The organism is Hymenobacter sp. HD11105, assembly GCF_054051685.1.
Genome location: NZ_JBSWBR010000001.1, coordinates 1249392 through 1275590, shown reverse-complemented (window position 1 = coordinate 1275590; position 26199 = coordinate 1249392). Strand labels below are relative to the sequence as shown.

24 protein-coding genes are annotated in these 26199 nt (G+C 54.5%); 16 read left to right on the top strand and 8 right to left on the bottom strand.

What is annotated here, in order from left to right:
- Window positions 1-60: 60 nt before the first annotated feature.
- A complete protein-coding gene (gene aceA / locus ACW9KT_RS05570; RefSeq protein ID WP_457078377.1) occupies window positions 61-1347 on the bottom strand; it encodes an isocitrate lyase in 1287 nt (428 codons plus the stop codon).
- Window positions 1348-1580: 233 nt separating this feature from the next.
- Window positions 1581-3209 (bottom strand): malate synthase A, encoded by a 1629-nt coding sequence (aceB, locus tag ACW9KT_RS05565; RefSeq protein WP_457078376.1) that lies wholly within the window; start codon window positions 3207-3209, stop codon window positions 1581-1583.
- Between the two features lie 245 nt (window positions 3210-3454).
- Between aceB and ACW9KT_RS05560 the strand changes: the two genes are divergently transcribed.
- The 3 genes from ACW9KT_RS05560 to mltG all read left to right on the top strand — a co-directional run bounded on the left by ACW9KT_RS05560 (window position 3455) and on the right by mltG (window position 6967).
- On the top strand, window positions 3455-4942 hold the full coding sequence (locus ACW9KT_RS05560; RefSeq protein WP_457078375.1) for a helix-turn-helix domain-containing protein: 1488 nt from the start codon (window positions 3455-3457) through the stop codon (window positions 4940-4942).
- A 132-nt stretch (window positions 4943-5074) separates the two neighbouring features.
- A complete protein-coding gene (locus tag ACW9KT_RS05555; protein ID WP_457078374.1) occupies window positions 5075-5857 on the top strand; it encodes a class I SAM-dependent methyltransferase in 783 nt (260 codons plus the stop codon).
- A gap of 33 nt (window positions 5858-5890) precedes the next feature.
- Window positions 5891-6967, top strand: a complete 1077-nt coding sequence (gene mltG, locus ACW9KT_RS05550; protein WP_457078373.1) for an endolytic transglycosylase MltG — start codon at window positions 5891-5893, stop codon at window positions 6965-6967.
- 184 nt (window positions 6968-7151) lie between these two features.
- On the opposite strand, the gene ACW9KT_RS05545 is transcribed toward mltG, so the two are convergent.
- Entirely contained in the window at window positions 7152-8624 is a 1473-nt protein-coding gene (locus ACW9KT_RS05545) for a hypothetical protein (protein ID WP_457078372.1), read from the bottom strand.
- Window positions 8625-8766: 142 nt separating this feature from the next.
- Here ACW9KT_RS05545 and dtd point away from each other — a divergent pair, with 142 nt between their 5' ends.
- Both dtd and ACW9KT_RS05535 read left to right on the top strand, forming a co-directional pair.
- On the top strand, window positions 8767-9216 hold the full coding sequence (gene dtd, locus ACW9KT_RS05540; RefSeq protein WP_457078371.1) for a D-aminoacyl-tRNA deacylase: 450 nt from the start codon (window positions 8767-8769) through the stop codon (window positions 9214-9216).
- A 67-nt stretch (window positions 9217-9283) separates the two neighbouring features.
- Window positions 9284-9610: a nucleotide pyrophosphohydrolase gene (locus tag ACW9KT_RS05535; RefSeq protein WP_457078370.1), complete on the top strand. Its 327-nt coding sequence runs from the start codon at window positions 9284-9286 to the stop codon at window positions 9608-9610.
- 89 nt (window positions 9611-9699) lie between these two features.
- Here the strand turns inward: ACW9KT_RS05535 and ACW9KT_RS05530 are convergent, their stop codons facing one another.
- Window positions 9700-10413 (bottom strand): 2-phosphosulfolactate phosphatase, encoded by a 714-nt coding sequence (locus tag ACW9KT_RS05530; protein ID WP_457078369.1) that lies wholly within the window; start codon window positions 10411-10413, stop codon window positions 9700-9702.
- A 162-nt stretch (window positions 10414-10575) separates the two neighbouring features.
- A complete protein-coding gene (gene gcvT / locus ACW9KT_RS05525) occupies window positions 10576-11676 on the bottom strand; it encodes a glycine cleavage system aminomethyltransferase GcvT (protein WP_457078368.1) in 1101 nt (366 codons plus the stop codon).
- 217 nt (window positions 11677-11893) lie between these two features.
- Here gcvT and ACW9KT_RS05520 point away from each other — a divergent pair, with 217 nt between their 5' ends.
- From ACW9KT_RS05520 to ACW9KT_RS05510, 3 genes are all read left to right on the top strand, one after another.
- The gene (locus ACW9KT_RS05520; protein WP_457078367.1) at window positions 11894-12274 is read left to right on the top strand and encodes a CZB domain-containing protein; all 381 of its coding nucleotides are present in this window, start codon (window positions 11894-11896) and stop codon (window positions 12272-12274) included.
- 3 nt (window positions 12275-12277) lie between these two features.
- Window positions 12278-13828: a sensor histidine kinase gene (locus ACW9KT_RS05515; RefSeq protein WP_457078366.1), complete on the top strand. Its 1551-nt coding sequence runs from the start codon at window positions 12278-12280 to the stop codon at window positions 13826-13828.
- 64 nt (window positions 13829-13892) lie between these two features.
- Window positions 13893-14339, top strand: a complete 447-nt coding sequence (locus ACW9KT_RS05510; RefSeq protein ID WP_457078365.1) for a response regulator — start codon at window positions 13893-13895, stop codon at window positions 14337-14339.
- Window positions 14340-14414: 75 nt separating this feature from the next.
- Here ACW9KT_RS05510 and ACW9KT_RS05505 read toward each other — a convergent pair whose 3' ends face one another.
- On the bottom strand, window positions 14415-14990 hold the full coding sequence (locus ACW9KT_RS05505; RefSeq protein ID WP_457078364.1) for a ribonuclease HII: 576 nt from the start codon (window positions 14988-14990) through the stop codon (window positions 14415-14417).
- 123 nt (window positions 14991-15113) lie between these two features.
- Window positions 15114-15359 (bottom strand): hypothetical protein, encoded by a 246-nt coding sequence (locus ACW9KT_RS05500; RefSeq protein WP_457078363.1) that lies wholly within the window; start codon window positions 15357-15359, stop codon window positions 15114-15116.
- Between the two features lie 418 nt (window positions 15360-15777).
- Here ACW9KT_RS05500 and ACW9KT_RS05495 point away from each other — a divergent pair, with 418 nt between their 5' ends.
- From ACW9KT_RS05495 to prfB, 8 genes are all read left to right on the top strand, one after another.
- Window positions 15778-16377 (top strand): NUDIX domain-containing protein, encoded by a 600-nt coding sequence (locus tag ACW9KT_RS05495; protein WP_457078362.1) that lies wholly within the window; start codon window positions 15778-15780, stop codon window positions 16375-16377.
- Window positions 16378-16559: 182 nt separating this feature from the next.
- Window positions 16560-17456 carry a lysophospholipid acyltransferase family protein gene (locus tag ACW9KT_RS05490; protein WP_457078361.1) on the top strand — a complete coding sequence of 299 codons (897 nt, stop codon included), beginning with the start codon at window positions 16560-16562 and terminating at the stop codon, window positions 17454-17456.
- A gap of 28 nt (window positions 17457-17484) precedes the next feature.
- Entirely contained in the window at window positions 17485-17772 is a 288-nt protein-coding gene (gene gatC, locus ACW9KT_RS05485; protein WP_457078360.1) for an Asp-tRNA(Asn)/Glu-tRNA(Gln) amidotransferase subunit GatC, read from the top strand.
- 6 nt (window positions 17773-17778) lie between these two features.
- A complete protein-coding gene (locus ACW9KT_RS05480) occupies window positions 17779-20838 on the top strand; it encodes a hypothetical protein (protein WP_457078359.1) in 3060 nt (1019 codons plus the stop codon).
- A gap of 15 nt (window positions 20839-20853) precedes the next feature.
- The gene (locus tag ACW9KT_RS05475; RefSeq protein ID WP_457078358.1) at window positions 20854-21582 is read left to right on the top strand and encodes an ABC transporter ATP-binding protein; all 729 of its coding nucleotides are present in this window, start codon (window positions 20854-20856) and stop codon (window positions 21580-21582) included.
- A gap of 75 nt (window positions 21583-21657) precedes the next feature.
- Complete coding sequence (locus ACW9KT_RS05470) at window positions 21658-22206, top strand: cob(I)yrinic acid a,c-diamide adenosyltransferase (RefSeq protein ID WP_457078357.1); 549 nt, start codon at window positions 21658-21660, stop codon at window positions 22204-22206.
- 236 nt (window positions 22207-22442) lie between these two features.
- Window positions 22443-23507 carry a branched-chain amino acid aminotransferase gene (locus ACW9KT_RS05465; protein WP_457078356.1) on the top strand — a complete coding sequence of 355 codons (1065 nt, stop codon included), beginning with the start codon at window positions 22443-22445 and terminating at the stop codon, window positions 23505-23507.
- Window positions 23508-23626: 119 nt separating this feature from the next.
- Window positions 23627-24704 (top strand): peptide chain release factor 2 gene (gene prfB / locus ACW9KT_RS05460; protein WP_457078355.1). Its coding sequence is split into 2 segments (ribosomal slippage): window positions 23627-23677 and window positions 23679-24704, totalling 1077 coding nucleotides; the frame shifts between segments, so codons are not numbered across the junction.
- A gap of 69 nt (window positions 24705-24773) precedes the next feature.
- Here the strand turns inward: prfB and ACW9KT_RS05455 are convergent.
- The gene (locus ACW9KT_RS05455) at window positions 24774-26189 is read right to left on the bottom strand and encodes a RagB/SusD family nutrient uptake outer membrane protein (RefSeq protein WP_457078354.1); all 1416 of its coding nucleotides are present in this window, start codon (window positions 26187-26189) and stop codon (window positions 24774-24776) included.
- Between the last annotated feature and the right edge of the window lie 10 nt (window positions 26190-26199).

The following is a 26199-nucleotide window of genomic DNA, read 5'->3' as shown; positions in this document are numbered from 1 at the left end:
TTTTCTTGCTTATAGTATCATTTCTTATGGCGCAGTCATTTCATATGCCCGAGCTTAGGGTTACCCATGAAACTGAGCCTCTTCGGTCGAACCAACCAACGCGACCGTGCTGGTTTTGCCCCCCGACACCACATTTTGCACCGCATCGAAGTAGCCGGTGCCTACAAATGCTTGGTGCTTCACGGCTTTGAAGCCAGCCTTCTGAAGGACAAATTCCCGCTCTTGGAGTTCAGAATAGCCAGCCATGCCCCGCTCACGGTAGGCTTGGGCCAATTCAAACATGCTGGTGTTCAGGGCATGGAAGCCGGCCAGCGTGATAAATTGAAACTTGTAGCCTAGTGCTGCTAACTCCTCCCGGAAGGTTTCCATCTGCTCCACACTCAGCTTGCTGGCCCAATTAAAAGATGGTGAGCAATTATAAGCCAGCAGCTTACCCGGATATTGAGCATGAATAGCTTCCGCAAACTGCCGAGCCTGACCCAGATCAGGGTGAGAGGTTTCCATCCAGAGCAGATCGGCGTAGGGAGCGTACGCCAGACCGCGGGCTATGCACGACTCCACGCCAGGCCGGACGCGGTAGAAACCTTCAGTGGTGCGGCCTTCTTCCGTGAGCACAAAGGCCTGATCACGCTCGTCTACGTCGCTGGTGATGAGGTCGGCGGCATCGGCGTCGGTGCGGGCTACTACCAACGTGGGAACGCCCAACACGTCGGCGGCCAGGCGAGCGGCTACCAATTTATTGATGGCTTCTTGGGTAGGCACCAATACTTTGCCTCCCAGGTGTCCACATTTCTTCGCCGATGATAGTTGATCCTCAAAGTGCACCCCGGCGGCCCCGGCTTCGATCATCATTTTCATAAGCTCAAAGGCATTCAGGTTGCCACCAAAGCCTGCTTCTGCGTCGGCTACGATAGGCACCAGCCAATGCACAGTGCCGTCGCCGGTCAGATTCTGGATCTGGTCGGCGCGGAGCAGGGCGTTATTGATGCGCTTCACTACGTTGGGCACGCTGTCGGCGGGGTATAGGCTTTGGTCGGGGTACATCTGGCCGGCGCCGTTGGCATCGGCGGCTACCTGCCAGCCACTGAGGTAAATGGCGTTTAGGCCGGCTTGCACTTCCTGCACAGCTTGGTTGCCGGTGAGGGCGCCCAAACCAGCCACGTACTCTTCGGAGTGCAAGAGGCGCCAGAGCCGCTCAGCGCCCTGCCGGGCCAAGGAATACTCTATGCTGATAGAGTTTTGCAGCTTCACTACTTCCTCGGCGGTGTAGGGCCGAGTAATGCCTTTCCAGCGGGGATTTGTAGCCCAATCGTGGCTAATGGAGGCGATGCGTTCGAGCTTGTTCATGGCGGTTTATAGGTTAAGAAGTAGCGGTGAGAAAGGGCAAAGCGTGGCCAGGCTACTCGATTGAGCGGCTTTTTTTATGAGGTTGGGAAAAGAGGGAAGCTGAGGCCAGGTGGTCCTACGACTCCAAAGTCGTAGGATCATTATCGTTGCTGATGCCTGTTCTTGCGTGGGTTGTTCTACGGTAGTCGTGTTACTAACTGCTCCGCGGAATCAGGAGGACCACGCCAAATAGCTTAGGCTAGTTGCTCGTAAGCGGGCAGGGTTAGAAACTCGGTGAATTCTTTGATCGTCACGAGGCGGTCGAAGAGGCGGGCGGCTTGCTCGTAGTGACCCTGGGTGTAGCGTTCATCCCCTACCAGCGCATGAATGCGGGTCATTTGGTCGGTGATGAGGCTGCGGTAGAGTTCCAGCGTTACGGGGCGCCCGTCATCGAGTGTGGTGCCGGGCGTGTGCAGCCACTGCCACACCTGAGCGCGGGAAATTTCGGCGGTAGCGGCGTCCTCCATCAGATTATAGATGGGTACGCAGCCATTGCCCCCCAGCCAGGCTTCGAGGTACTGAATGGCCACGTCGATGTTCAGGCGCAGGCCGGCTTCGGTGATGGTGCCTTCGGGAGCTTGCACTAAGTCGGCGGCGGTTACGTGCACATCTTCGCGCTTGCGCTCTATCTGGTTGGCGTTGGGCATCAGCTCATCGAATACCGCTAAAGCAACTGGCACAAGGCCGGGGTGAGCCACCCAGGTTCCATCGTGGCCGTTTTTGGCCTCGCGCACCTTATCCAGCCGTACTTTCTCTAGCGCGGCTTCGTTTGCTTCTGGGTCGTTTTTAATCGGAATTTGGGCAGCCATACCACCAATGGCATGCACGCCGCGCCGATGGCAGGTTTTAATAACTAGCTGGGAGTATGCCGCCATAAAGGGCACCGTCATGGTTACTTGGGCACGGTCGGGCAAACGGAAGTTAGGGTTGAGCCCTAGGCGCTTGATGTAAGAGAAAATATAATCCCAGCGCCCACAGTTTAGGCCGGCCGAGTGCTCGCGCAACTCATATAATATTTCGTTTAGCTCGAAGCTGGCGGGCAACGTCTCGATGAGGACTGTGGCCTTAATACTGCCTTTCGGAATCTTGAGCGACCATTGCGCAATTCCAAACACATCATTCCACAGCCGAGCCTCCAGGTGGCTTTCGATTTTTGGCAGATAAAAATACGGGCCACTGCCACGGGCCAACAGCTCGTGGGCATTATGAAAAAAGTACAGCCCGAAGTCGAATAGCGCAGCGCTGATAGGCTCGCCATCGACTAAAACGTGTTTTTCCAATAAATGCCAGCCTCGCGGGCGGACGATGAGCGTAGCGATTTTATCGTGGAGGCGGTATTCTTTAGTGGGCGTGCTGAGGGAAATGGTGCGGCGGACGGCATCGCGCAAGTTGCGCTGGCCTTCTATGACGTTGGCCCATGTAGGGGCGTTGGAGTCCTCTAGGTCGGCCATGAACACCTTGGCACCGGAATTAAGCGCGTTGATGATCATCTTGCGCTCTACAGGGCCCGTTATCTCCACACGCCGGTCGAGCAGGTCTTTCGGTAAGGGGGCAACAGACCAGGGCTTTTCACGAATAAGGCGCGTTTCGGGCAGAAAATCGGGCAGCTTACCGGCGGCAAATTCCTGCTGACGTGCTACTCGCCGGGCCAGCAGATCGCGCCGGGTTGGGTCGAAACGGCGGTGCAGCTCAGCTACAAAAGCCAAGGCTGAGGGAGTTAAGATCTTGGCAAACTCAGGCGAATAAGTACCTAGCACTTTCACCCGATCTGGAGCCAAATACTTGGGGGGAGAAACGAGTGTGTGGGGTTCGGGGAAAGTCATAGCTCTTGTCGTTTGATGGTAAGGTTAAGATATACATCAAACATAATAAAGCGAATTTTATTAAACAAGCGAAAATTCGCTAAATTTTAATAATCGCTCATTAAGTGTAGATTTGTTCACATAAGTCCGCATCAATGATAAGTCACAGCCTGCTTTACAAGCTGTGACAACTAGTGATTTGGTAACTAAATAGAAGCTATCTACATCTGCTCTCCCTTCCATTTTTGCTTTATAGTTTCTGTAATATGCTGAGTCACGGCCAGATAGTACGCTTGATTTTTGGGTTGAAGCTGCGCGAGCTGCGCCAAGAAAGAGGCCTCACACCGGCCGAGATGGCGCGGGCCTGCGATGTATCGGTTTCTTACCTTAATGAGATTGAGAAAGGCAAAAAATACCCGAAGGCCGATAAGATTCTGAGCTTAAGCAAAGTGCTAGGCGTGAGCTATGATCAACTTACATCCTTAACCCTTAGCCGTAAGCTGGAGCCCATCTCAGAGCTGTTACAATCGGACTTGCTCAAGGAATTTCCGCTGGAAATGTTCGGTCTGGATCCGATGCGCATTGTGGAGCTAATTGCCGACGCGCCGGCCAAAATGAATGCTTTCATCAGCACACTGTTCGAAATAGGCCGCAACTATGAGATGCGGCAGGAGCATTTTTTTCTGGCTGCCTTGCGCTCCTACCAAGAAATGCACGACAACTACTTCGAAGAGTTGGAGCAGGACGTACGCACCTTCACCGTAGCGCAAAAGCTGAACGCAGCCGCGCCCTTCGATACCCGGCAGCTGGAGCGTGTGCTGATCGAGAAATACGGCTATTCCCTAGACCGCACGCTGCTTGATGAGTACGCCTCGCTCGGGCGCTTGCGGTCTGTATTTCAACCTAAAACCCGGCGCTTGCTGCTCCGGCCGGGCCTGAGCAATGCCCAAGAAGCGTTTGTATTGGGACGTGAAATAGCTTTCAACTACCTAAATCTGAGCGAGCGGCCTTATGTAAGCACTAGCTTTCCGGTGCGCTCATTTGAGGAAGTATTAAATAATTTCCGAGCTTCCTACTTCGCCGGCGCCCTACTCATGGAGGAGGAAACCTTGGTGCGCGACTTACAGCAGCTTTTTGAAATGCCGACCTGGGACACGGGCAAGTGGCTAGGCTTGTTGACCAAGTACAACGTGTCGCCGGAGATGTTTATGCAGCGCTTGACCAACCTGCTGCCCCGGCATTTTGGCCTTCAAAGCTTGTTTTTCCTGCGCTTTGACCAAGCCAACGCGGCGGCTCCCTACGAGCTGACCAAGGAGCTACACCTCTCGCGCTTGCACAATCCGCACGGCAATGAGTTGCACGAGCACTACTGCCGCCGCTGGATTTCGCTACGCCTACTGGCCGAAATGCGCTTGCAAGCCACACCGGGCGCACCAGCTATGACTATCGGTGCCCAGCGTTCCCGCTACTATGGCACTGATAATGAGTACATCTGCCTGACACTGGCGCGAGCGGCCACGGCTACCGAGCCAGCGGTGAGCGTTACGGTGGGTCTACTTTGCGACGAGAATTTGAAGCGCACGGTTCGCTTTATTTCTGATCCTGCTATTCCCCTGCGCATCGTCAACGAAACCTGCGAGCGGTGCCCTATTCCAGACTGCGAGGTGCGCTCTGCTCCACCCGTGGAGATTGAACGGCAGCAGCAGCAGCAACAGCTTGCCGAAGCAGTGGCAGCTTTGGTGCACGGCGAGTAGAAGTTGAGCCTTTTAACACTGTACTCGTATTGATTAGGCGGTCATGCAGAGCACAGCGAAGCATGACGTTATACTTGATGATAAGCAGTGTTGGAAGTTTTGAAATAAGTTTGGTCTCTTAGTTCTTTTAAAATGCCCCCCCGTTCCGCAAAAGAACAGTTTGACCGCCAGGCGGCGCATTATAATGCGCAGTGGAACTCTTGGACAGCCTCCTCGTTGGAGTGGCTGCTAACGCAGGCCCAGTGTCAGCCCACAGATACAGTGCTGGATGTGGCGACGGGCACTGGCTTTACGGCACTGGCTTTTGCCCCCCATGTGCAATCAGTGGTAGGGCTGGATGTGTCGCCGGGGATGCTTGCGCAGGCCCAGCAAAACCAAGTGGCTCGCGGTATATCCAATGTAAGCTGGCGGGAAGGGTCAGCCGAAGCGATGCCATTTGATGCAGAAAGCTTCTCAGTGGTTACGTGCCGCATTGCACCACACCATTTCCAGTCGGTGCCGGCTTTCTTGGTAGAAGTGGAGCGTGTATTAGTACCTGGGGGGCAATTTTTGCTCGTTGACACAACCATTCCTGACGATGACCCTACCGTAGGCCAGTGGCAAAACCGCGTAGAAGCCCTGCGTGACCCTTCGCACGCGCGCAACTTGTCCCCCGAAGAATGGCAGCAGGCACTTACTGATGCGGGCTTAGCTATACGAGCCATTGCGCAGGCTGGGGGCTCCACGCCTATGTCGTTAAACGACTGGCTGGAGAAGGCGGGTTGCGTAGGTGAAGCGGCCGCGGCCGTGCGCAAAGCTTTCGCCGAAGCGCCGACGGCTGCCGTAAAAGCCTTTCAAATTCGGCAAACCGCGTCCGACGACTATACTTTTGTATGGCAGCGCCTCGTTGCGAAGGCAGAAAAACGGCGCAGGTAACTTCGCCGTGCGTATGAATGATAAGCAGTAGGTTTGACTAAAGTAGCTTCTTCTCCAAACTCTTCAGCTCGGCTTTGGCGCCGCCTGGGGGGCATTTTGTTATTGCTGGTTTTGCTACTGGGCGGAGCAGGCCTGTACGTGGCTTGGCGTGTGTGGTGGAAACCGAACGTGGCGGTTTCGCCCTTTGGGCCGGCTTATTTGTACATCCGCACGGGCGCTTCTTTTCAGGCGGTGTTGGACTCAATTCATCGGCAGGAGCTGCTGATTGAGCCGGAAACCTTTGCTTGGCTAGCTCGGCATCGGGAATACCCCAGTCAGGTGCGGCCAGGTCGGTACCTGGTGGAGCCAGGACTAGGCAATGATGCATTGCTTGACAAGCTGCTGGGCGGCCAGCAGGATACAGTGGCTTTGGAGTTGAACGCTTTCAAATACAAACCCCAATTGGTTGGCCAAATTGCCCCCCAGATTGAGGCCGACTCCACCACTCTACGCGCTTTACTACAGAACAACAGCTTCCTACGCCGCCGCTACCAGCTCGACACAACTACCGTGTTGACCATGTTTTTGCCCGGCCCATACCGCCTGCTGTGGAATACCTCGGCCGAGCAGTTTTTGGATACGGCCGCGGCGGTACATGGTCGTTTCTGGACGGCCGAGCGGCGGCGGCGTGCCGATTCGCTGGGCCTGACGCCGGTGCAGGTGCATGTGCTGGCCAGCATTGTGCAGCGCGAAACCGCCAAGCCCGAGGATAAGCCCATTATTGCCGGCGTGTACCTGAACCGCTTGCGCCGCGGTATGCGCCTGCAAGCCGACCCCACGCTGCTCTGGGCTATCGGCAACTTTGGCGTGCGGCGCGTTCTGAACAAAGACAAGTTGGTGGATTCACCTTACAACACCTACAAGCGCAAGGGTTTGCCCCCCGGCCCCATCACCTCCGCCAACCGCCAAAGCCTGAACGCGGTGCTTAAGCCCGCCGCCCATGACTACCTTTTCTTCTGCGCCCGCCCCGACTTTAGTGGCTACTCCGACTTCGCCGTCACCTACGCCGACCACCTACGCAACGCCCGCCGCTACCAACGCACCCTGGACAGCTTGAAGATTCGGCGGTAGAGCTTACTTAGTGTAGGTGAAGGTTATTATTAGACCGTCATGCAGAGCACAGCGAAGCATCTCGCGTGTTTAGTTGGGTTACTACTCTGACACCAGCACGCGAGATGCTTCGCTGTGCTCTGCATGACGGTCTTTTTGAGATTGTTACCATGCTTAGATGCTTTGCGTAGCGCATTATGATACCTTACCTAAGCTTAATCACGCGTAACTGGAACGTGTCGCAGGCGGCGGCTTGCTGGCGGGCTAGGGTTTCGTGGTAGCTTAAGCCAGTGTACTCAGAATGCTCCAAAAACAGCAAGGGCGCAGTTAGCTGCGGCTCGGGCCAGGAAGCCACAACAGGCTCTTGCTGCAGTTTGTTGAACTGTTGTACCCCGGCTACGCGCCAGTAAGCATCGAATAGCACATAACGGTAGCCTTGTTGGCGTAGGGCAAGCAGTTGGTTTTCATGTGTAACCACCGTTACGGGCATGGGAGCCACGAATGGCGCTACCCCCTGCCCTACTGTACTAAGCAGCTTATCCGCTTGTTGAGTTCGTAGCCACGCAGCTACCTGCGGGTAATTAGTGGGCGCGTAAGCATACACTTCGCGCTGAATACGGTACAGATCAAAGCTGACTGCTACTAACATCACTACCCAGAGTGCTTTGCCGGGCAGCAAGCGCCGTATGCTCAGAAAGGCCAGCGCATACATGACGCCATAAGCAAGTAGGAGCCCGCGGGGGGCTTTTATCAGCAGCGACATGCCCGCTGGAAAGCAATAGCCCCACACCGCGAGGTAGCGCACCAAATTAGGCTGCTGCAATTCCCGAAACAGCTCCTGTCGCCACAGCACCGGCGCGGCCAGTAGCGTCAGCAGCACTAGCGGCGACTCGAAGTCGCGCAGGAAGTAGAGGTAGTAGAGCAGGTCGAAGTGGAAGATGCCCGTGTGGCCGGCTAGGTTGGGTTGCCCGCGCATTATCAGGCCGTAGTATACAGCAGGCCAGTGGCGTTGCAAGGGCAAATCTGCTGCCCAGGCTACCAAACCCATTATGACAAAAGGCGCGGCCAATATGGCTATTACACGCAAGGCATTGCCGCGGCGGAGCAGCAAGCCGTCGGCGTGCAGCAGCTCCAGCACCGCCAGAATAGGCACAGTGAAAAGGAAACGGTAATTGAAGCTAATACCCAGCATCAGCCAGACAGCAGCCCGCAGTAAGGTGCCGCGACTAGGTGCTACTAAACGCTGATAGTGAGCCCGTAGCAGTCCAGCGAAGAGCAGTAGGTTGCCAGCATTCATGGTGAAGTCGCGCCCCGAGAAGGTGAGAAAAACGGACGTACCAATGAATAGCGCTAGCCCCGCCGTTTGCCAAGCCGTGAGTTTGACTTCACGACCTACGAAAGAGGCCAGGCTGCCAACGGCGGCTACAGCCAGCAACGCATTGGTGTATTGCAGGACCTTAAAATTGCCCCCCAGCCAGATTAATGGCGCAAAAATCAAGTAAAACAGCGGCGCCCCTTGGTGAAACAAATGCGTAAAGTTGCCCGCCGCGACTTCCTGCACAATTTGCCAGTTGCGGACCGAGTCATAATCGGGTAAAGCAGCCTCAGCTAGTCCGTACAACCGTACCGCTGCTACTGCCAGCAAAGCCACAAACAGGAGCAACAAACGCTGATTCAAGGGACAACGGCTAGGTAACGATGGGCGGCCAAGATCAGCCTCCTAATTTGAGAAGGCAAGATTAAGGGTTTACTTGCGGTGGTGCCACGACTTTTTCCGTGGTGGCGTCACCGCACAATTTATCACTTGTTTAAGCTCAACAATGCGTGTAGTGGTTCAACGGGTGCGCGAAGCCCGGGTAGTGGTAGCAGGCCGAACTGTAGGCGAGATTGGGCACGGCCTGCTTTTACTAGCTGGATTTGCCCCCCAAGACGATTCCCGCGCCCTCGACTGGATGGCCCGCAAGATCGTACAGCTCCGCATCTTCTCCGACGATGAAGGCAAGATGAACCGTAGCGTACTTGATACTGGGGGGCAAATCTTGGTCGTAAGTCAGTTCACCCTTCTTGCTGATGCCCGCAAAGGTAACCGTCCCAGCTACGTGGGGGCCGCCCCACCAGCGGTGGCCGACTTGCTCTACCAACAGTTTGTGCAGCAAGTGGGGATATTGCTGGGTCAGCCTGTGCCTACGGGCGAGTTTGGGGCCGATATGCAGGTAAGTTTGCTTAACGATGGCCCAGTGACCTTGGTGTTGGATTCACCGCAAAACTGATTTAGTGAGATAGTGAAGTGGCAAACTCGCCTTGCACTATCTCACGTTTCTCAACCTTACTATACTCATGACCATCGAACAAGCCCAACAAACCGTCGATAGCTGGATTCAGACGACCGGCGTGCGGTATTTTAATGAGCTAACCAATATGGCTATGCTCACGGAAGAAGTGGGCGAAGTGGCCCGCATTATCGCTCGGCAGTACGGAGAACAGTCGTTCAAAGAATCAGATAAAGACAAAGTGCTGGCCGACGAACTGGCCGATGTGCTGTTCGTGGTAATTTGCTTGGCTAACCAAACGGGCGTGAATCTAACCGAGGCGCTAACGAAGAATCTGGAAAAGAAAACCAAGCGCGACGCTACCCGCCACCACGACAACGAGAAGCTTAAGTAGCGAAAACACGATGAATTCAAAAAGCAAGAAGCCACGCGTCTGAAGATGCGTGGCTTCTTGCTTTATTTTAGTCCTACTAAAGCTTGGTTCTACAGGGCTACAATACGACCATTTTGCCAGATGGGCACGATATCGTACTCATCCAGACGGACACAAAACTCCATGTCTTCATTCACTTCCAGACTATTGAGCCGCCGTACGTGGGCCGATTGCAGTAAGTAGCCGGCCAAATCGGGCTTAGCTTGCTGCCACAGGTGCGAGGCAGCAAGCGTAGCGTCGCTGCTGCTAATGTCGAAATCGGCGGTTAGGCGTTCGGCTAGCGCACCGCCGTAAATCGTGTCCTCCAGATTAAACATGCCTTTCCAGCCGGCGCAGACCACCAGCACGTCTTTTTGCTGCTGGCGCAGGAAAGTGGCTACTGCCTCTAAATTTAAAAAGGCCCCTAGCACCACCGTATCAGCGGCTAAGGAGAGATGCAGGGCGCGCGTGCCGTTGGTAGTCGTGATGGCGACTGTGCGGCCTTGCACGGCTACTTTGCCATCGAGGTAGCCAAAGGGTGAGTTACCTAGGTCGACACCTTCGGCTTGCAAACCATCGCGCTCAGCGGCGGTCAGGTAGCCTTGGGGGGCGAATTCGCGGCATTCGGCTAGCTCTGCTACCGGAACGATATGCGTAACGCCTGCCGCCAGCGCCGTGACCATGGAGGAAGTAGCCCGCAGAATATCAACCACCACGGCCACCTTGCCGCGTAGGTTATACAGCGGCAGTAGCTCAGGAGAAAAGCAGACGTCGAGAGTTGGCATTCTTGTCAATTGGATATTAATCAAAACAGAACGTCATGCAGAGCAGAGCGAAGCATCTCGCTCGCTTCGTTGCAACGGTACTTCAACGAAGCGAGCGAGATGCTTCGCTCTGCTCTGCATGACGTTCTTATATAAAAGAGACGTTCTTCTCTAAAATCTTTACTATTCGGTACCTTTTACAAAAGGTAGCTTTACAACCGTTGCAGGCAGGTTTTTGCCGCGCACTTGCACAAATACCTTGCTGCCCGGTGTGCTGAATTCCGTTTTTACATAACCTAAACCAATGCCTTTGCTCAACGACGGCGACTGCGTGCCTGAAGTCACTTCCCCGATTTTGTTGCCGGCTTCATCCACCAACTCGTAGTGGCTGCGCGGGATGCCGCCGCTGTCCATCAAGAAACCGACGAGTTTACGGGTTAGGCCTTGCTCCTTTTGCTTTTTGAGGTTGTCGGCGTTGGTGAAGTCTTTGGTGAACTTGGTTACCCAGCCCAAACCAGCTTCTAAGGGTGAAGTAGCATCGTCGATGTCGTTGCCATAGAGGCAGTAGCCCATTTCGAGGCGGAGCGTGTCGCGGGCGCCCAGGCCGATGGGCTTCAGGCCGAATTCTTTGCCAGCGGCCATGATTTTCTCCCACACCTCACGGGCGCTTTCATTAGGCACATACAGCTCGAAGCCGCCCGCACCAGTGTAGCCTGTGGCCGAAATAATGACGTTGGGCGCACCGGCAAACGTGCCTTGCACGAAAGAATAGTACGGAATGCTGGTTAGGTCAACATCGGTCAGTGACTGGAGAGCGGCGGCAGCTTTCGGGCCTTGCACGGCAAACAGGCTGATCTGGTCCGAAATATTTTCCATCTCCACGCCCTCCGTGTTGTGCTGGCTGATCCAGTTCCAGTCCTTCTCGATGTTGGAGGCATTCACTACTAACAGGTAGTCGTTTTCGGCCAAACGATACACGAGCAAATCGTCTACAATGCCGCCTTCGGTGTTGGGTAAGCAGGCGTATTGGGCTTTACCATCTACGAGCTTGCTGGCGTCGTTGCTGGTGACGCGCTGAATCAAGTCGAGGGCTTTGGGGCCGCGCAACCGGAACTCGCCCATGTGCGACACGTCGAAAATACCTACGGCCCGGCGCACGGTGTGGTGCTCATCGAGGTCGGAGGAGTAGCGCACGGGCATGTTGTAGCCCGCAAAGGGCACCATTTTGGCGCCTAGCTGCTGGTGTACGTCGTTGAGGGTAACGGTTTTGAGATCTTCGGCCATCGGGAAATGAGTGAGATACGTGGGTGGGTTCTGGGGGGCAAAACTAGCTAATTCTACCGGCTGGGCTACGTCCCTAAGGATGCTACCTTTGGGTTATTGCTCAGATTGTGCCGAACGTGCGAACAACAGGCTGCCTTTTCTCGTTGCACGGGGCACCCTGCTGGCACAGTCCGCTCGCCCCTAGCACGTCTGTTAGCCAGCCCATAGGCTACAAATAATGCACGAAGACATAAAACAGGACTTTGAGATGGCGCAGGTAAAGCACCTGCTGTTCAAGTCAAAGCTCCGTTCTGCTCTGTATGGCAGTGGCACTGCCGAAGCCCCTATCCGCGACGCTCAGCTATGCGCACTCGGTGTCTGGATTCGGGAGCGGGCTCTGGTAGTTTACGGCCATTTGCCCGAAAGCCGTGAGCTGGACAAAGTACACCAGCAGATTCATCAGGTAGCCAACCGTCTGCTCGATTTGCACCAGCAGGGAAAAAGCGAGCAAGCCATAGCCGGCTTGGCTTCCATTCAAGTATACGTTGATGAGATTACGCGCCTGCTGCGTACCATGGAGCAGAAGCTGCGCACCAGCAACCCGCTCCAAAACCGGTAAGTTATGTTGTTGCCGCACCGCATGAAGCTCAAGCTTTCGACCAAACTCTTCGCTGGCTTTTTGGCCATCTCGGTACTGTTTGCGGCCGTGGTCGTGATTAATTATCAGCTCTCACGCAAGGTACTGCGCAACTCGTTGCGAGTGGAAGAGTCGCAGCTGCGGACGGAGGAAGCCACAACGCTGCTGCGCAACATTATAGACATGGAAACGGGCTTTCGGGGCTATATGCTGATTGGCAATGAAGCTATGCTAGAGCCTTACCATGTGGGCGAGCGAAACCTGTTGGGCCGCTTTGTGGACTTGCGGCAGAAAATGCCCCCCGAGAGCCCACAGCGCGAACGGCTGGAGCGGGCGCAGCGCTTATACCAACAATGGGCCTCGTATTCGCACCTGATGATTAGTGAGAAGCGTGAGGCCTTGCGCCGCAACCCTGATCAAGTGGCGCTCGAAGGGCTGGAGCATCGTATGTTGGCCGAAGGGCTCACGGGCAAGCTGCTCATGGACCAGATTCGGTCATTGTTTGAAGGCTTTGAGGCCGACGAGCTGGAAGCCCGCACCGAGCGCCGCGAAAAGCTAACCGACAGTATTCAGCAGACCCGTATGCTGTCGATTTCGCTTACTATTATTGCCATCACGATGGGCTTGGTGTGGGCTACCTATATCAGTCGTTTGTTGGCGGGGCGTATCGCCATGATGCTGGATCTGTCAAGTCGCGTAGCGGGGGGCAATTATCAAACGCAGTTACAGGATAACGACCACGATGAGTTGAGTGAGCTAGTGACCTCGCTCAACGTAATGGCGCGCACGATTGGCTCAACTATTACGCAGCTGGAGCGCCGCAACAAAGAGCTGGATCAGTTTGCCTACGTCGTTTCGCACGATTTAAAAGCTCCTTTGCGAGGTATTGAAAATGCCTCTCGTTGGATTGAGGAGGATATGGGTAAGGAGCTGCCCGAACACATCCACGAGTTTTTGCTGCTGATGCGCACCCGCGTGCATCGCATGGAAAACTTAATTAACGGCATTTTGGAGTTAGCGCGGGTTGGAAGCACGGCTCAGGCGCAGGAGCGAGTAAATGTGCGAGAGCTGCTCACCGAAATTGTGGATTCGCTGGCGCCGCCCGAGGGGTTCCAGGTTGAGCTACCCACGTATTTGCCTACGCTTATTACTAATCGGGTGCAGTTACAGCAAGTGTTCACGAACCTAATCAGCAATGCATTTAAGTACCACGATCATCCTACCACGGGTACTGTGCGCATCAGCTGCCGCGAAGACCGCCAGCAGTACACCTTCTCCGTGGCCGACGATGGGCCCGGTATCGACCCGGAATACCACGAGCGCATCTTTGTAATTTTTCAAACCCTCACCGACCGCGACACCTTGGAAAGTACGGGCGTGGGGCTGGCCATTGTAAAGAAGATAGTAGAGCGTCAGGGTGGCACCATCCAAATTCAGTCTGCTGAGGGTCAGGGCTCCATTTTCACGTTTACCTGGCCCAAAACGGCACCCTCCGACACCCCGCGACTAACCGACACAGTTGCCCGGACGGCCTAATTTGCCCCCCAGTCGTATAGGAATCCAGAAACAAGGCTTCCCTCCGTCTTAGTTTCTGTACTATATGTCGCTCGAAACCTCTACTACGCCCAGCATCCTTCTCGTTGAAGACGACCAAATGGATGTGATGAATGTGCAGCGCGAACTGCGCAAACACGACATTGCTGTGCCTCTTCACCTAGCTCGTAACGGCCGTGAAGCTCTCAATATGCTACGCGGCGAAAACGGCCACGAAAAGATCGATAAGCCTAATGTGGTGATGCTCGATATCAATATGCCGCGCATGAACGGCCTGGAGCTTCTCGAAACGCTCCGCTCCGACCCTGAGTTTGTGGCCTTGAACGTGTTCATCATGACCACCTCCGACCTCGAAGCCGACCGCTTAAAAGCCCGCGAGCTTGCCGTAAGCGGCTATATTATCAAGCCCTTAAGCTTTGACAAATTCGGCGAAGGCGGCGCTACTGTAGACGGGTTCAGCTTATTCCTGGACTTGCTGCAAATGAAAGGTTGATGCTAATTAAACAGTAAGAAAGAAGCACCCATGACCATAGCCGCTAAGTGGTAACTGCAAAACGGTAAATACTATTTAAAGAAGCCGGAAGCCCATTCGGTGGTGGGCAGTTGGGCCGTGTTGGCGTATTGCAGCGCGGTGGCGTTCGGTAGGGTAGCCAGCGTTTTGCTCCCAACCATACTCCGGAAACTCGGCTGCTAAGGCTCTCATCCGCTCGTCCCGATACGTTTTGGCCAGCACCGAAGCGGCCGCGATGCTAGCGTAGCGGGCGTCGCCGGCCACAAAGCACGTGTGCTCAATCCCAGGATAAGCTCGAAAACGGTTGCCATCAACTATTAAGTGAGTGGGCTTCACCCCGAGGGCAGCCACAGCCCGGTGCATGGCTAAGTAGCTGGCTTGAGCAATATTAATACTGGCAATTTCATCTGGCGAGGCTTCTGCTACGGCCCAGGCTAAGGCGCCAGCGCATATCTCGGCGCGAGCGACTTCGCGGCGGCGAGCGGTCATCTGCTTGGAGTCGTTGAGGAAGGCGCAGGTGAAGCTGGGGGGCAAAATAACGGCAGCAGCAAACACAGGTCCGGCCAGGCAGCCGCGGCCGGCTTCGTCGAGGCCGGCTTCGAGGGGCTGGTGAGTATGGGTAGCAAGAAGCATAGTGCAGCAAAAGTAAGTCGCGCTTTCTTCAGCAGAAAAGGCTTTCCCTACGGCTAATAGCACCGCGGGGAAAGCCTTTATAAGTATTAATAAGACTTGTTGCTACTCAGGTAGTAGCGTTAATTACTTGTGGTTGCCGGCACTGCTGCCGAGAATAGGAGGTTCGTTTTCGCCGCGACGGAAGCCTTGGTTGTCCCGTGGGCCTTCGTCGAGGGCTTCGTCTTCATCAGTGGTAATGTACTCATTGGTCAGGGGTCCGAGGCCGCCATTTTTCTGGGCTAACTCGGCTTCCGCCTGGGCATGCTTGAGATTGAAAAGAGGGTCGCCGGGCTGAGGATCTTCGTTTTTCTTTTTGGGTTGATTAGCCATAAAAATACTATGGGCCGTCCGGGATGTGAGCGGGCGGTTACTGCTTGGTACGCGCTCCTTGCCGTCGGGGTTGGTATACGATTCTGGCCTCGGTATTATTTTTTATCCCAAACGCAAAAAAGGCTACCGCGCAGTGCAGTAGCCTTTTTTGTGCGCCGATGACCCAGATTGTTTCACCCTACTCCTAGGTCGGGCCGGCGCCCCACGGGAAGATTCTTCCTTTCCACAACCTCCCCCCGCGGGTAGGTAAATAGCGCTGTAAAGGTACTCTCAACCAACTCGTTAATCGAAATGTTTTGGACCAACATGACCTCTTGCCCGCCGAACTTTGCCTTTGCCCCGACAGACACTTCTGGTAGCGTCGCGTCAGCGGGCGTCTTACCTTTGCGCCGCTACTTATTTTCTATCACTCCAGCCTATGTCGCACTCCGCTCCCTCCGATTTCGACCCCAATCATAATCCTTGGCAAGTCCTCAGCACTGACCTCAAATACCAAAACCCCTGGATATCGGTGCGCGAAGACCAAGTGCTGAACCCCGCGGGCGGCCCTGGTATTTATGGCGTAGTCAGTATGAAAAACAAGGCTATCGGCATTGTACCCCTGGATGCGGAGGGCAATACGTGGCTGGTGGGTCAATACCGCTACACGCTCAACGAGTATTCTTGGGAAATTCCGATGGGCGGCGGGCCCATTGAGTTGGATGTGCTGGAATCAGCCCAGCGGGAGCTACGCGAGGAAACGGGCCTGCTGGCCCGTCGCTGGACTAACATTGGGCGCCTGCACACCTCCAACTCCGTGACTGATGAAGAAGGCTTCGTGTTTCTGGCCGAGGACCTGGAGCAAGGCGACGTAGAACCCGAAGAAACCGAGGACTTACGTGTTTGGAAACTACCCTTAGCCGAAGCTATTCGCATGGTAATGGACGACCGCATCACTGATGCTATTAGCGTAGCTGGCCTCTTGAAAGCCGAACGAGTACTAGCGAGCCGAAAAGAAGCGTTAAAGGCCAAGGGTTAAGCACTCGGTTTTAAGTTGGCCCCCAAATAAGCTAATTTCGCTTGTATACGGTTGGCTGTCTTGCCATTGAAGTACTATTCATATCACTCTAAGCCAATGAGCGAAGTGCAATCTGTCTCTGTGAATGCTCACGGCCAGCTCCTAGTACCGAGCTTCTAACTCCTATCTCCTAAATTTGTGCTATGCGGGACTTGATGCGTTTTCTGGGACATCGGCTATACACTACCTGGAGCACCTTTTGGTTTGTCATGCCCTTCGTGGTGACCTATCCTGCGCAGTGGGTGCTGGGGCGACGACCAGCCTGGTATCGGCATCTGCACACATTTAATCGGAGTTGGTCCATCATCTCCATCCGAATGTGGGGCATGCCGGTGGAAGTGGTGCGCAAAAACCAACTACCCGCCGATCAGCCGTGCGTCTATGTAGCTAACCATAGCTCCTACATTGATATTCCCTTGCTGTTCAAGGCCATACCGGGTTTTTTAAACATTATTGGTAAGAGTTCCTTAGCAAAAGTCCCCTTCTGGGGGCCATTATTTGGACGCGTGTATATCACCGTAAACCGCGAAAGTGCCGTGAGCCGTGGCCGCGCCATCGTGCTAGCCCGGGCTGGACTGGCGCAGGGCCGCTCGGTGGTTATTTTCCCCGAAGGCACTATCTCTAAAAAGCCTGGTGAGGAAATGATGCCGTTTAAGGATGGCGCATTTCAGCTCGCTATTACGGCGGGCGTACCCATCGTGCCGGTTTCGATGCCGCTCAACCACCGCTTCATGCCCGACCTCGATGGGGAGCTACGGGTCCGTTATTCGCCTCTGCGCATTGTCCTCCACGACCCTATTCCTACCCAGGGCATGACGATGGCGGATGTAGAGGAACTTAAGCAGCGCGCATTTGCTATTATATCCAGTGAATTCCATCCGGAGGCAGCGGGAATTCCGGCGCCTTCGCCCCGGCCTTTTTTGTCCCCCAGCCAATCGGTTGCCCATAAAAAAGCCCCCCAGCAGCATTTCCCGAGTGTTGTTGCCGAAAACGAGCCACTAAGCAGCAGTAACTCTGAGCTTAGCCTCCCCAATTCTTAATTGCTACTTCTTAATTATAACTGAAGACGTGAGTACTGACCTTGCCACCCTGCGCCAACTGGCCCACTTGGCCCGCCTGGAGTTTGACGCCACCAAAGAGCAGGAAATGCTTGGCGACCTGAATAAAATCCTGGATTGGGTAGAACAGCTGCGCGAACTCGACACCACCGACGTTGAGCCGCTAGTGCATCTGTCCCAAGAAATCAACGTATTGCGCCCCGATGAGGCCCAGAACACCATCAATCATCAGGATGGTTTGCGCAACGCTCCGCGCAAAGACTCGGATTACTTCCGCGTTCCAAAAGTTCTGGAATAACGCTTGGTGCCTACTCCTGTTGCTCTGCCGCCCGCTCCGCGCCGGCGCTATCTTCTGTTTGGCCTGGGTCTGGTAGCGTTGCTGGCCGTGGCTGTGGCTTTGTTTCATTACTTCACCGGCGCCGATCAAACGCTGCCCATCGTTACGGTGCCGCAGCTGACGCCCGTACCGGTTGCGCTGACGCCCCTTACCCTGGGCCTCGATGAGCTGGCCATACGCCTTAATGGCTACCTCGTCACGCAGACCTACGACGTAGCCGGGCCGTACGTGCGGCCCGATGCTGCCATGGCTTGGCTGGTGCTGCTGGCCATTTGTCTAGTTTTTTTTCTGGCAGTAGTAAGCACGCTGGCCCGACCCGCTTTCGTGGGCGGCATGACCTTGCTCATATTCCTGCTGATGTCGCTCAATGCCGATTTGCTCGGCGTGTTCAACTCATTACAGCAGTATTTTCTGGTGTTGGCGCTTGTAGTGCTAGCGCTGCCTGCTTTTGCCTTCCACGCGTTCTGGCCGGCTGCTACCTTCGGGCAGCGGGTGCTGACCTTCGCGGTTTTGATAGGCGCGCTCAGCACTATCTTGCTGGTAAGGAGCAACTTTTCCGCCGACCTTACGGCTTTGCACCTTACTAGCTATGCTACCTATGGAGGCGCAGTTGCTTTTGCCTTGTTGGTGCTCTGGGTTGGCTTCGAGAATATTCACGGCCTTTTGTGGCTGAATACGCAAGCGGAAAATCCGAGCAGTCGGTTTGGGCTACTGCCCTTTGTGCTAGCCAGCGGACTATACTTGGGCACTTTGCTGCTGTATTATCTCAACGACGGTGAGGTTCTAATTCTGCCTAACCTGCGCCTTGAGCCATACTTGCTGCTGCTGCCGGCTGTGTTGGTAGGCTGGCTGGGGCTGAGGCGCCGGGCGCTTACTTACGGCACCTGGGTGAGCTACTGGCCCGGCGCGATGCATCTGTATCTGGTGCTGGTAGCGCTGGCGGCGGGTAGTATTGGGTATGCTATGGCAACGGCAAATGATCCGCTCATTACTGCGGGCCGCGACTTTACTGCCTTAGCGCTGCTGACCTGCGGGGGGGCTTTTTTCCTGTATGTCCTGCTCAATTTTGCCCCGCTCATTCGGCAGCGTCTGCGCGTGTACCGGGTCGTATACGAGCCACGGCGCCTGCCCTTTTATATCGTTTATATTATTGGCCTGGGAGCCCTAGGCATTGTAGAGTTGCGCAACAACTTCTTTGTCATCGACCAAGTTCGGGCGGGTTTTTACAATAACCTTGGTGACTTCACCCGCCTGCAAAGTGAGCAGCAGCCCACCAATGATGGCTTGGCCCTACTAGCCGAACGTTACTATGCCGAGAGCGATGTGTATGACCGCTTCAACCACCGCGCCAGCCTGGGCCGGGCGGGCTTATACCGCTTTCGCTCCCAGCGCCAGAATGAGATAAACGCCCTACGCCGGGCGCTGAGCCGAGCACCTTCTGAGAAAATATCCTTGCGGCTAGCTGCGCTTTTCAACGAGCCCACCGACTTCTTCGACCGTCAGAAGACACTACAGGAGGCTCTCAAAAATGCCCCCCAGAGCCCTCGTTTAGCCAATGACCTAGCGCAGCTCTATACCCGCTCAGCTCTCACCGATTCGGTTCTGTTTTATCAGGCTCAGGCCGCTAGCCTAGCTCCCGATAATGAAGTTGTGCGCGCCAATCAGCTGGCTTTTCTGGTGCAAAATCAAGAGTTGAAGGCCGCGCAGGAGTTTGTGCAGCAAAATGCTCCCCAGTCTGCTGAAGTTACTTTGCAAAGCAATGCTTTGCTGCTGGCCCAGCTCACTAATCAGCGCCCATCGGATAAGGTTACTGCATTGCCTGATTCGGCCACTGATCTTAGCACCGTTGAATTTGCCCACATTTATCACGCCGGTCTGGGCCGTCTGGCTACGCGCGATACTACGCTGCTGCCTACTCTCACCCAATTGGCCCGCCATCCCGGCAATGATGCGTATCTGGAGCAGTTAACGTTTCTGCGGGCACTGACTCAATACTACGGTGGCCACCCTGTAGCCGCTCAAGCTACATTGCTGCCTTTGCTCATTGGTAACTCTCCGAGTGCAGCCTACTACCAACAAACGCGCGCCTTATGGACGCTCGACCAGGGCTTGTACGCCACGGCAGCCGCTTACTTTGCCGAGGCAGTCGGCAATGGGTTCACCGAAGCGGCCTTGCCCCGCGCCTACGCACTCGCATTAGCCGGACAACCAGACTCTGCTCAATTACAGGCAGCCGTAGCGGCCCGCGACCCCAATCCGCAAGTTGCGCGTCAGGGACAGCGCCTCCGCGCCATTCTGAATCTGGACTTTGCCACCCAATATGCCGCGGCGCCGGACTCGGTGAAGGCACAGTACATTGTGTTGCGCGGCGCGGCGTCAGCTAGTAACCCCTTAACGTTTCTGGCAGCGGCCGAAGCTATTGCTACCCCTGCAGCTCGGCAAGCCGCTTTGCTTGCGCAATTGTCACGGGTGTTGGCGGCGGGCAATACGGATGCGGTGCTTGCCAGTGTGCAGTGCTACGCGCCGACGCTTTCTACTAAAAACCTGAATTCCTCGGCCTGGAATGTGTTGCGCGGCAAGCTTTACCTACAAGCCAAGCAGCCTAACGAGCTGCGGCAACTGCTTGGCAGCGCTTATTTTGCCCCCCAGCATCGACCTTATAAGCTTTACTTTCAAACGGCTTCAACTGCTAAGCCCCAAGAAGCGGCGCGCATGTATGCTCAGCTTGTACGAGAGGCGCCGTATGTTACGGAGGCTGTTCTGGCAGCCGCCGACTTCCACGCTCAACGAAAGGAGTATGCTACAGCTTATGATGTGCTTTTGAAAGGCTTAGACTACAATCCTGAGTCGGTGCCTTTGCTGAAAGCGTATGCGTTGGCGGCCATACGGACGGGCTTGGAGACGTACACCGAGGGCCCCCTGGAGAAGTTACGCACATTGCTCGCCCCGGCGGAATATGCTACCTTTCGTAGCCAATACGAGGCTCAGCGCGCCGCCAAAGCCGCTGATCTTGCTCCCTGGAACTAACCCGGCCCCTTGCTCATGCAACCTCCTGTTATTGAAACTACTGGCATTTCCAAGATCTATCAGATGGGAGCCGAGCGCATTCACGCCTTGCGGTCTGTTACTATCAGCATTCAGCGCGGAGAGTACGTGGCCTTCATGGGTCCATCTGGTTCGGGCAAATCGACGCTCATGAACATCGTAGGCTGCCTGGATACGCCTACTGATGGCACCTATATTCTGAACGGGCAGGACGTAAGCCGGATGTCGGATAATCAGTTGGCGGAGGTACGTAACAAGGAGATTGGCTTCGTTTTCCAGACGTTTAACCTATTGCCCCGCGCTAGCTCCCTAGATAATGTAGCTTTGCCGCTTATCTACGCCGGCTACAACAAGCGCGACCGGGAAGAAAAAGCGATGGAGTCACTCCGCAGCGTGGGCCTCGATACCCGCGCCAAGCATCGCCCCAATGAGCTCTCGGGCGGACAGCGCCAGCGCGTAGCCATTGCCCGGGCCTTAGTTAACAACCCCAGTATCCTGTTGGCTGATGAACCTACGGGTAACCTCGATACTAAGACGAGCCATGAAATCATGGACCTCTTTGAGGCGCTTTACGCCAAAGGCCACACCATCATTATGGTGACCCACGAAGAGGACATCGCTCGCTATGCCCACCGTATTGTACGCTTGCGCGACGGACTAGTGGAGTCGGACACGGTAAACACCGACATTGCCACCCACCACAACCAATTGACAATGAACAAGTAGCACTTGCTAGGCAACAATTTGCCCCCCAGCCTCTTTGTAGAGGATAGCTTACAGCGCTATAGTTGATTGATAAGAATGAAAATTTATACTAAAACCGGCGATAAGGGACTTACTTCACTTATTGGCGGCACCCGCGTTTCCAAAGCCAGTCTCCGCATCGAAAGCTACGGCACCGTAGATGAGTTGAACTCCTACATCGGCTTGGTCCGCGACCAAGAGGTAAATGCCCCCCGGCGCGATTTGCTCAAGGAAATTCAAGACCGTTTGTTCACCATCGGTGCTTCGCTGGCTTCCGATCCGGAGAAATCGAAGATGAAGATTCCGGATTTGCACGACGAGGATGTGCTGCTGCTGGAAAGCGAAATGGACCGTATGAATGAGCAGTTGCCCGAGCTACGCGCCTTTATTCTGCCCGGTGGCCACGTGGCCGTATCGTATGCCCACGTGGCGCGCTGCGTGTGTCGGCGGGCCGAGCGCTTGGTTATTCATCTTAGCGAAGAGTCGTACGTGGCAGATTTGGTCGTCATATATTTGAACCGCTTGTCTGATTACCTCTTTGTACTAAGCCGACAGATGGCCCATGATTTGGGCGCTGAAGAAGTTACCTGGAAAGCTCGACTGTAAACCACATTCACAGCGGGGTATGGTTGAGCTTCGCTATGAGTGCCAGCCCGCGGCTTTGAACTTTTCTGGGGGGCAATTTTTGTTATCTTGATAACGCTTCCCTGCATTTCGGGCAGTTCTGCCTTTTTATTTGACAGAATCGCCCAATAGCTTACCCTAGGACCCCGATGGCGGCAACTGCCCACCCCAGTCCGTCGTTTGATACATACCCACCCACCCTTTCTCGTATCCACCCTATGCTTGATACCTTGACCATTCGGACTCAGCGAACTACTGCCTCACGCTTGTCGCAGCTTGATTCCAGCACGTTGGAATTCGGCAAGATTTTCTCCGACCATATGTTCGCGGTAGATTACCACGATGGCGAATGGCAGGAGCCTCAAATTGTGCCCTATGGCGATATGGCCGTGAGCCCGGCCAACTCTGCTCTGCACTACGGGCAGTCCGTTTTTGAGGGGATGAAAGCATACAAAAATATTGATGGCGAAATTGCTCTCTTCCGGCCCCTCGACAACCTGCGCCGCCTGAATATTTCGGCTGAGCGTATGTGTATGCCAGCGTTGCCCGAAGAGCTTTTCATGCAGGGCCTGAGCCAGCTGCTACGCCTCGATGCCGGCTGGATCCCTAACACTCCTGGCAGCTCCTTATATATCCGGCCCTTCATGTTTGCTACTGACGGGTTTATCGGCGTGCGGCCGTCCAACTCCTATCGCTTCATGATTTTTACTTGCCCTGTTGGCTTGTATTACACGAAACCCCTGCGTGTTCGCTTCGAAGAGAAGTTTGTTCGTTCGGCGGAAGGCGGCGCGGGCTATGCCAAGGCTGCGGGCAACTACGGTGCTTCCATGTTGCCTACTAAAATGGCAAATAAGGAAGGCTACCACCAACTGCTTTGGACTGACTCCTCAGAGCACCGCTACATAGAGGAGTCTGGCACCATGAACGTGGTATTTGTAATTAATGGCCGCATTGTGACGCCAGCAACTAGCACGTCTATCTTGGATGGTATTACGCGCCGTAGCGTGCTTCAGCTGGCCCGCGACTGGGACATGCCCGTTGAGGAACGCAAGGTTTCTATCGATGAGATTTTGAAGGCGCAAGCCGATGGCACTTTGCAGGAGGCGTTTGGTGTAGGCACGGCGGCTACTATCGCTCCTATTGCTACCATTGGTTACCGCGACCAAGAATATAATTTGCCCCCCAGCAGCTCAACATCCTTCTCCAAGCGCGTTTCTCAGGCCTTAGATGCTATCCGGACTGGTCGTGAGACCGATACGCATGGCTGGATGGTGGGCGTATAGATTTACATTCTTCTGTCCGACAGCTTGTTACGAAAGCGGTCAGCCTACTCTCAGGCTGACCGCTTTATTTTGCGGACCTTTGCGCACTTCATTCTTACTATTCATTTTTCTATTCCCTCATGACCCAAGATCAGGTTAAGGAATTGAAGGGCCGCGCTGAGGCCCTGAGGAGGTATCTTTGACTACGATAACCGAAAAGAACAAATCGAAGAAACTGAAAAGCAAACTACGGCCCCCAACTTTTGGGATGATTCTAAAAAGGCCGAGGTCATTCTGAAAGAAATCAAGTCCATCAAAGTATGGACCGATGACTACGACCACGTAGCCCAGGCCATAGCCGACCTAGAGGTCTTATTCGACTTTTACCGCGAAGGCGAAGCGACCGAGGAGGAAATGCAGCGCGAGTTCAACGCGGCCCAAAAGGCTGTGGAAGAACTCGAATTCAAGCGTATGCTCTCCGACGAGGAGGACCAGCTTTCCGCTATCATTGATATCAACCCCGGGGCCGGGGGCACCGAAAGCCAGGACTGGGCCGAGATGCTCATGCGCATGTACATCATGTGGGCCGAGAAGCACAAGTTTGATGTAAGGCAAGTAAGCTACCAGCCAGGCGAAGGTGCTGGTATTAAATCGGCGTCTCTAGAAATCAGCGGCAACTTTGCTTATGGCTACCTCAAAAGCGAGATTGGAGTGCACCGCTTGGTGCGCATCTCCCCTTTCGACTCCAGCGGCCGCCGCCATACCTCGTTCGCTTCTATCTTCGCTTACCCAGTCGTCGACGACACGATCAATATTCAGATCAACCCCGCCGATATTACCTGGGATACGTACCGGGCCGGCGGCGCTGGGGGGCAAAATGTAAACAAGGTGGAAACTGCCGTGCGCCTCAAGCACGCTCCGTCCGGCATTATCATCGAATGTCAGATTGAGCGCAGCCAGCTCATGAACAAGGAGCACGCTCTCCGTATGCTTAAGTCGCGTCTCTACCAGATCGAGATTGACAAGCGCAACGCTGAGCGTGACAAAGTAGAAGCTGGCAAGAAGCGTATCGACTTCGGCTCCCAGATTCGCAACTACGTCTTGCACCCATACAAGCTCATCAAGGACCTCCGCACTGGCATCGAACGCACCGATGTACAGAATGTGCTGGATGGTGACTTGGATGAGTATATAAAGGGATTTCTAATGCAGAGTTAAAAGTCTGTTTAGCACTGACAAAAAAGCCCCCCACAAACGTGGGGGGCTTTTTTGTCAGTGCTAAACAGGTTATGGATTATTAGCAATGTCCCACTGCTTCTCAGCAGCTGGCCGCTCTAGGCGGGTAAATAACTTATAAGGAGATCCTGCATATTCTAACGTCTGGCCAGGAGCCGGATTTGGGTTCAACCGATTCAGACGACGCAGGTCAATCCAGCGGTGGCCTTCATAGAACAAGGAATACCGACGCTGCTTCAAGATTTCATTGATGTACTGAGGTAGCCCCGTAAGCGAACCAGCCGTGAGAGCAGGTAAGCCTCCAGCCCGAGTCCGAATAGCATTAATGTCAGCCAGAGCTCCGGTCAGATCACCAGTGTTAGCCCGCGCTTCAGCTGCTATAAGGATAAGCTCTTCGTTGCGAATAATGTCGAGGGGAGCAGTTTGAGAAGTAAACACACGGGCTTCATAGGTTCCGGTTATACCCTGTAAGGTGCGAGGAGTAGTACGTAGGGCAACCTTTGCTAAGCGCAAATCACCTGCTTCAGCCTCTGTTACAAAGTTACTAGGTACTGTTACCAAGTTATTTGGCTCACCATCTGGCACCTGAAAATACGGGTTACCTACGTCGCTAGCCGTAGTTGGGCTAAATACCATTTTGGGACCTAACGTAAGGCTACCAGCCCGGTCATAAAAGGAGGCGTTTAAAGCCGTTAAAGTAGCAGCATAGTCAGCCTGGTACAATGACACCCGAGCAGCCAGTGCCCGATTGAAGCGCCGGAAGGTAGCAGGCGTATTAAAGCCAGCGTAACCACTTGACAGCTGAAATGCAAAAGCAGCGCCAGCTGCAGCCAGATCTTGGTCAGCCTGATCGAGCTGTTGACGGATGTTAATTAGAGCTTCGGCTTGGGTAACAAATTTGCCAGGCTTCCTGATATCGTCCAAATCAACCCGAATACCATTCTCACCCTGCAAATTGAGTAGATGCAGTTTGCTTAACGCCTCATAAGTACGGGTAAAACCAGCAATACCACTTTTTTGCTCAGCATTGATAACATTAGTTGCCTCAGCAGAAGCGCGAAAAATGCGAGCGGCACGACCAACGCGTGCAAAATCGGTATACTGTCCGTTGTAGAATGCTGCATCGTCGAGTACATCCAAAGTATTATTTCCCAGACGACCTTGCAGGTCTAAATACCAACGGCCTTCCGTTTGGTTCAATACGGTTACCTCCCGGCCCAGCGTACCTACTATTTGGTTATACGAGCTATTGTTCGCGTGTCCCAGACGGAGTGAAGCTTCTACCCCAACGGCCAGCGCATTAAGCTGGGCTTGACTGGCATTGGCAACCACACTCTCAATGCTTGCATTGTTCGGGTCATTTACCTCATCAATTTCAAAAAAGCTGCAACTGCTCGCGCTAAGCAAAGTAGCCAGAGCGCCAGCCATCAGTAAGGGCCGAGCTTGAAATTTCAATATATTATTCATGGGTAGGTTG

Excerpts from the sequence above, each read along its gene's own strand:
- aceA (WP_457078377.1), bottom strand. The coding sequence starts at position 1,347 with ATGAACAAGCTCGAACGCATCGCCTCCATTAGCCACGATTGGGCTACA.
- aceB (WP_457078376.1), bottom strand. The coding sequence starts at position 3,209 with ATGACTTTCCCCGAACCCCACACACTCGTTTCTCCCCCCAAGTATTTG.
- ACW9KT_RS05560 (WP_457078375.1), top strand. The coding sequence starts at position 3,455 with ATGCTGAGTCACGGCCAGATAGTACGCTTGATTTTTGGGTTGAAGCTG.
- ACW9KT_RS05555 (WP_457078374.1), top strand. The coding sequence starts at position 5,075 with ATGCCCCCCCGTTCCGCAAAAGAACAGTTTGACCGCCAGGCGGCGCAT.
- dtd (WP_457078371.1), top strand. The coding sequence starts at position 8,767 with ATGCGTGTAGTGGTTCAACGGGTGCGCGAAGCCCGGGTAGTGGTAGCA.
- ACW9KT_RS05535 (WP_457078370.1), top strand. The coding sequence starts at position 9,284 with ATGACCATCGAACAAGCCCAACAAACCGTCGATAGCTGGATTCAGACG.
- ACW9KT_RS05530 (WP_457078369.1), bottom strand. The coding sequence starts at position 10,413 with ATGCCAACTCTCGACGTCTGCTTTTCTCCTGAGCTACTGCCGCTGTAT.
- gcvT (WP_457078368.1), bottom strand. The coding sequence starts at position 11,676 with ATGGCCGAAGATCTCAAAACCGTTACCCTCAACGACGTACACCAGCAG.
- ACW9KT_RS05520 (WP_457078367.1), top strand. The coding sequence starts at position 11,894 with ATGCACGAAGACATAAAACAGGACTTTGAGATGGCGCAGGTAAAGCAC.
- ACW9KT_RS05515 (WP_457078366.1), top strand. The coding sequence starts at position 12,278 with ATGTTGTTGCCGCACCGCATGAAGCTCAAGCTTTCGACCAAACTCTTC.
- ACW9KT_RS05510 (WP_457078365.1), top strand. The coding sequence starts at position 13,893 with ATGTCGCTCGAAACCTCTACTACGCCCAGCATCCTTCTCGTTGAAGAC.
- ACW9KT_RS05505 (WP_457078364.1), bottom strand. The coding sequence starts at position 14,990 with ATGCTTCTTGCTACCCATACTCACCAGCCCCTCGAAGCCGGCCTCGAC.
- ACW9KT_RS05500 (WP_457078363.1), bottom strand. The coding sequence starts at position 15,359 with ATGGCTAATCAACCCAAAAAGAAAAACGAAGATCCTCAGCCCGGCGAC.
- ACW9KT_RS05495 (WP_457078362.1), top strand. The coding sequence starts at position 15,778 with ATGTCGCACTCCGCTCCCTCCGATTTCGACCCCAATCATAATCCTTGG.
- ACW9KT_RS05490 (WP_457078361.1), top strand. The coding sequence starts at position 16,560 with ATGCGGGACTTGATGCGTTTTCTGGGACATCGGCTATACACTACCTGG.
- ACW9KT_RS05475 (WP_457078358.1), top strand. The coding sequence starts at position 20,854 with ATGCAACCTCCTGTTATTGAAACTACTGGCATTTCCAAGATCTATCAG.
- ACW9KT_RS05470 (WP_457078357.1), top strand. The coding sequence starts at position 21,658 with ATGAAAATTTATACTAAAACCGGCGATAAGGGACTTACTTCACTTATT.
- ACW9KT_RS05465 (WP_457078356.1), top strand. The coding sequence starts at position 22,443 with ATGCTTGATACCTTGACCATTCGGACTCAGCGAACTACTGCCTCACGC.
- ACW9KT_RS05455 (WP_457078354.1), bottom strand. The coding sequence starts at position 26,189 with ATGAATAATATATTGAAATTTCAAGCTCGGCCCTTACTGATGGCTGGC.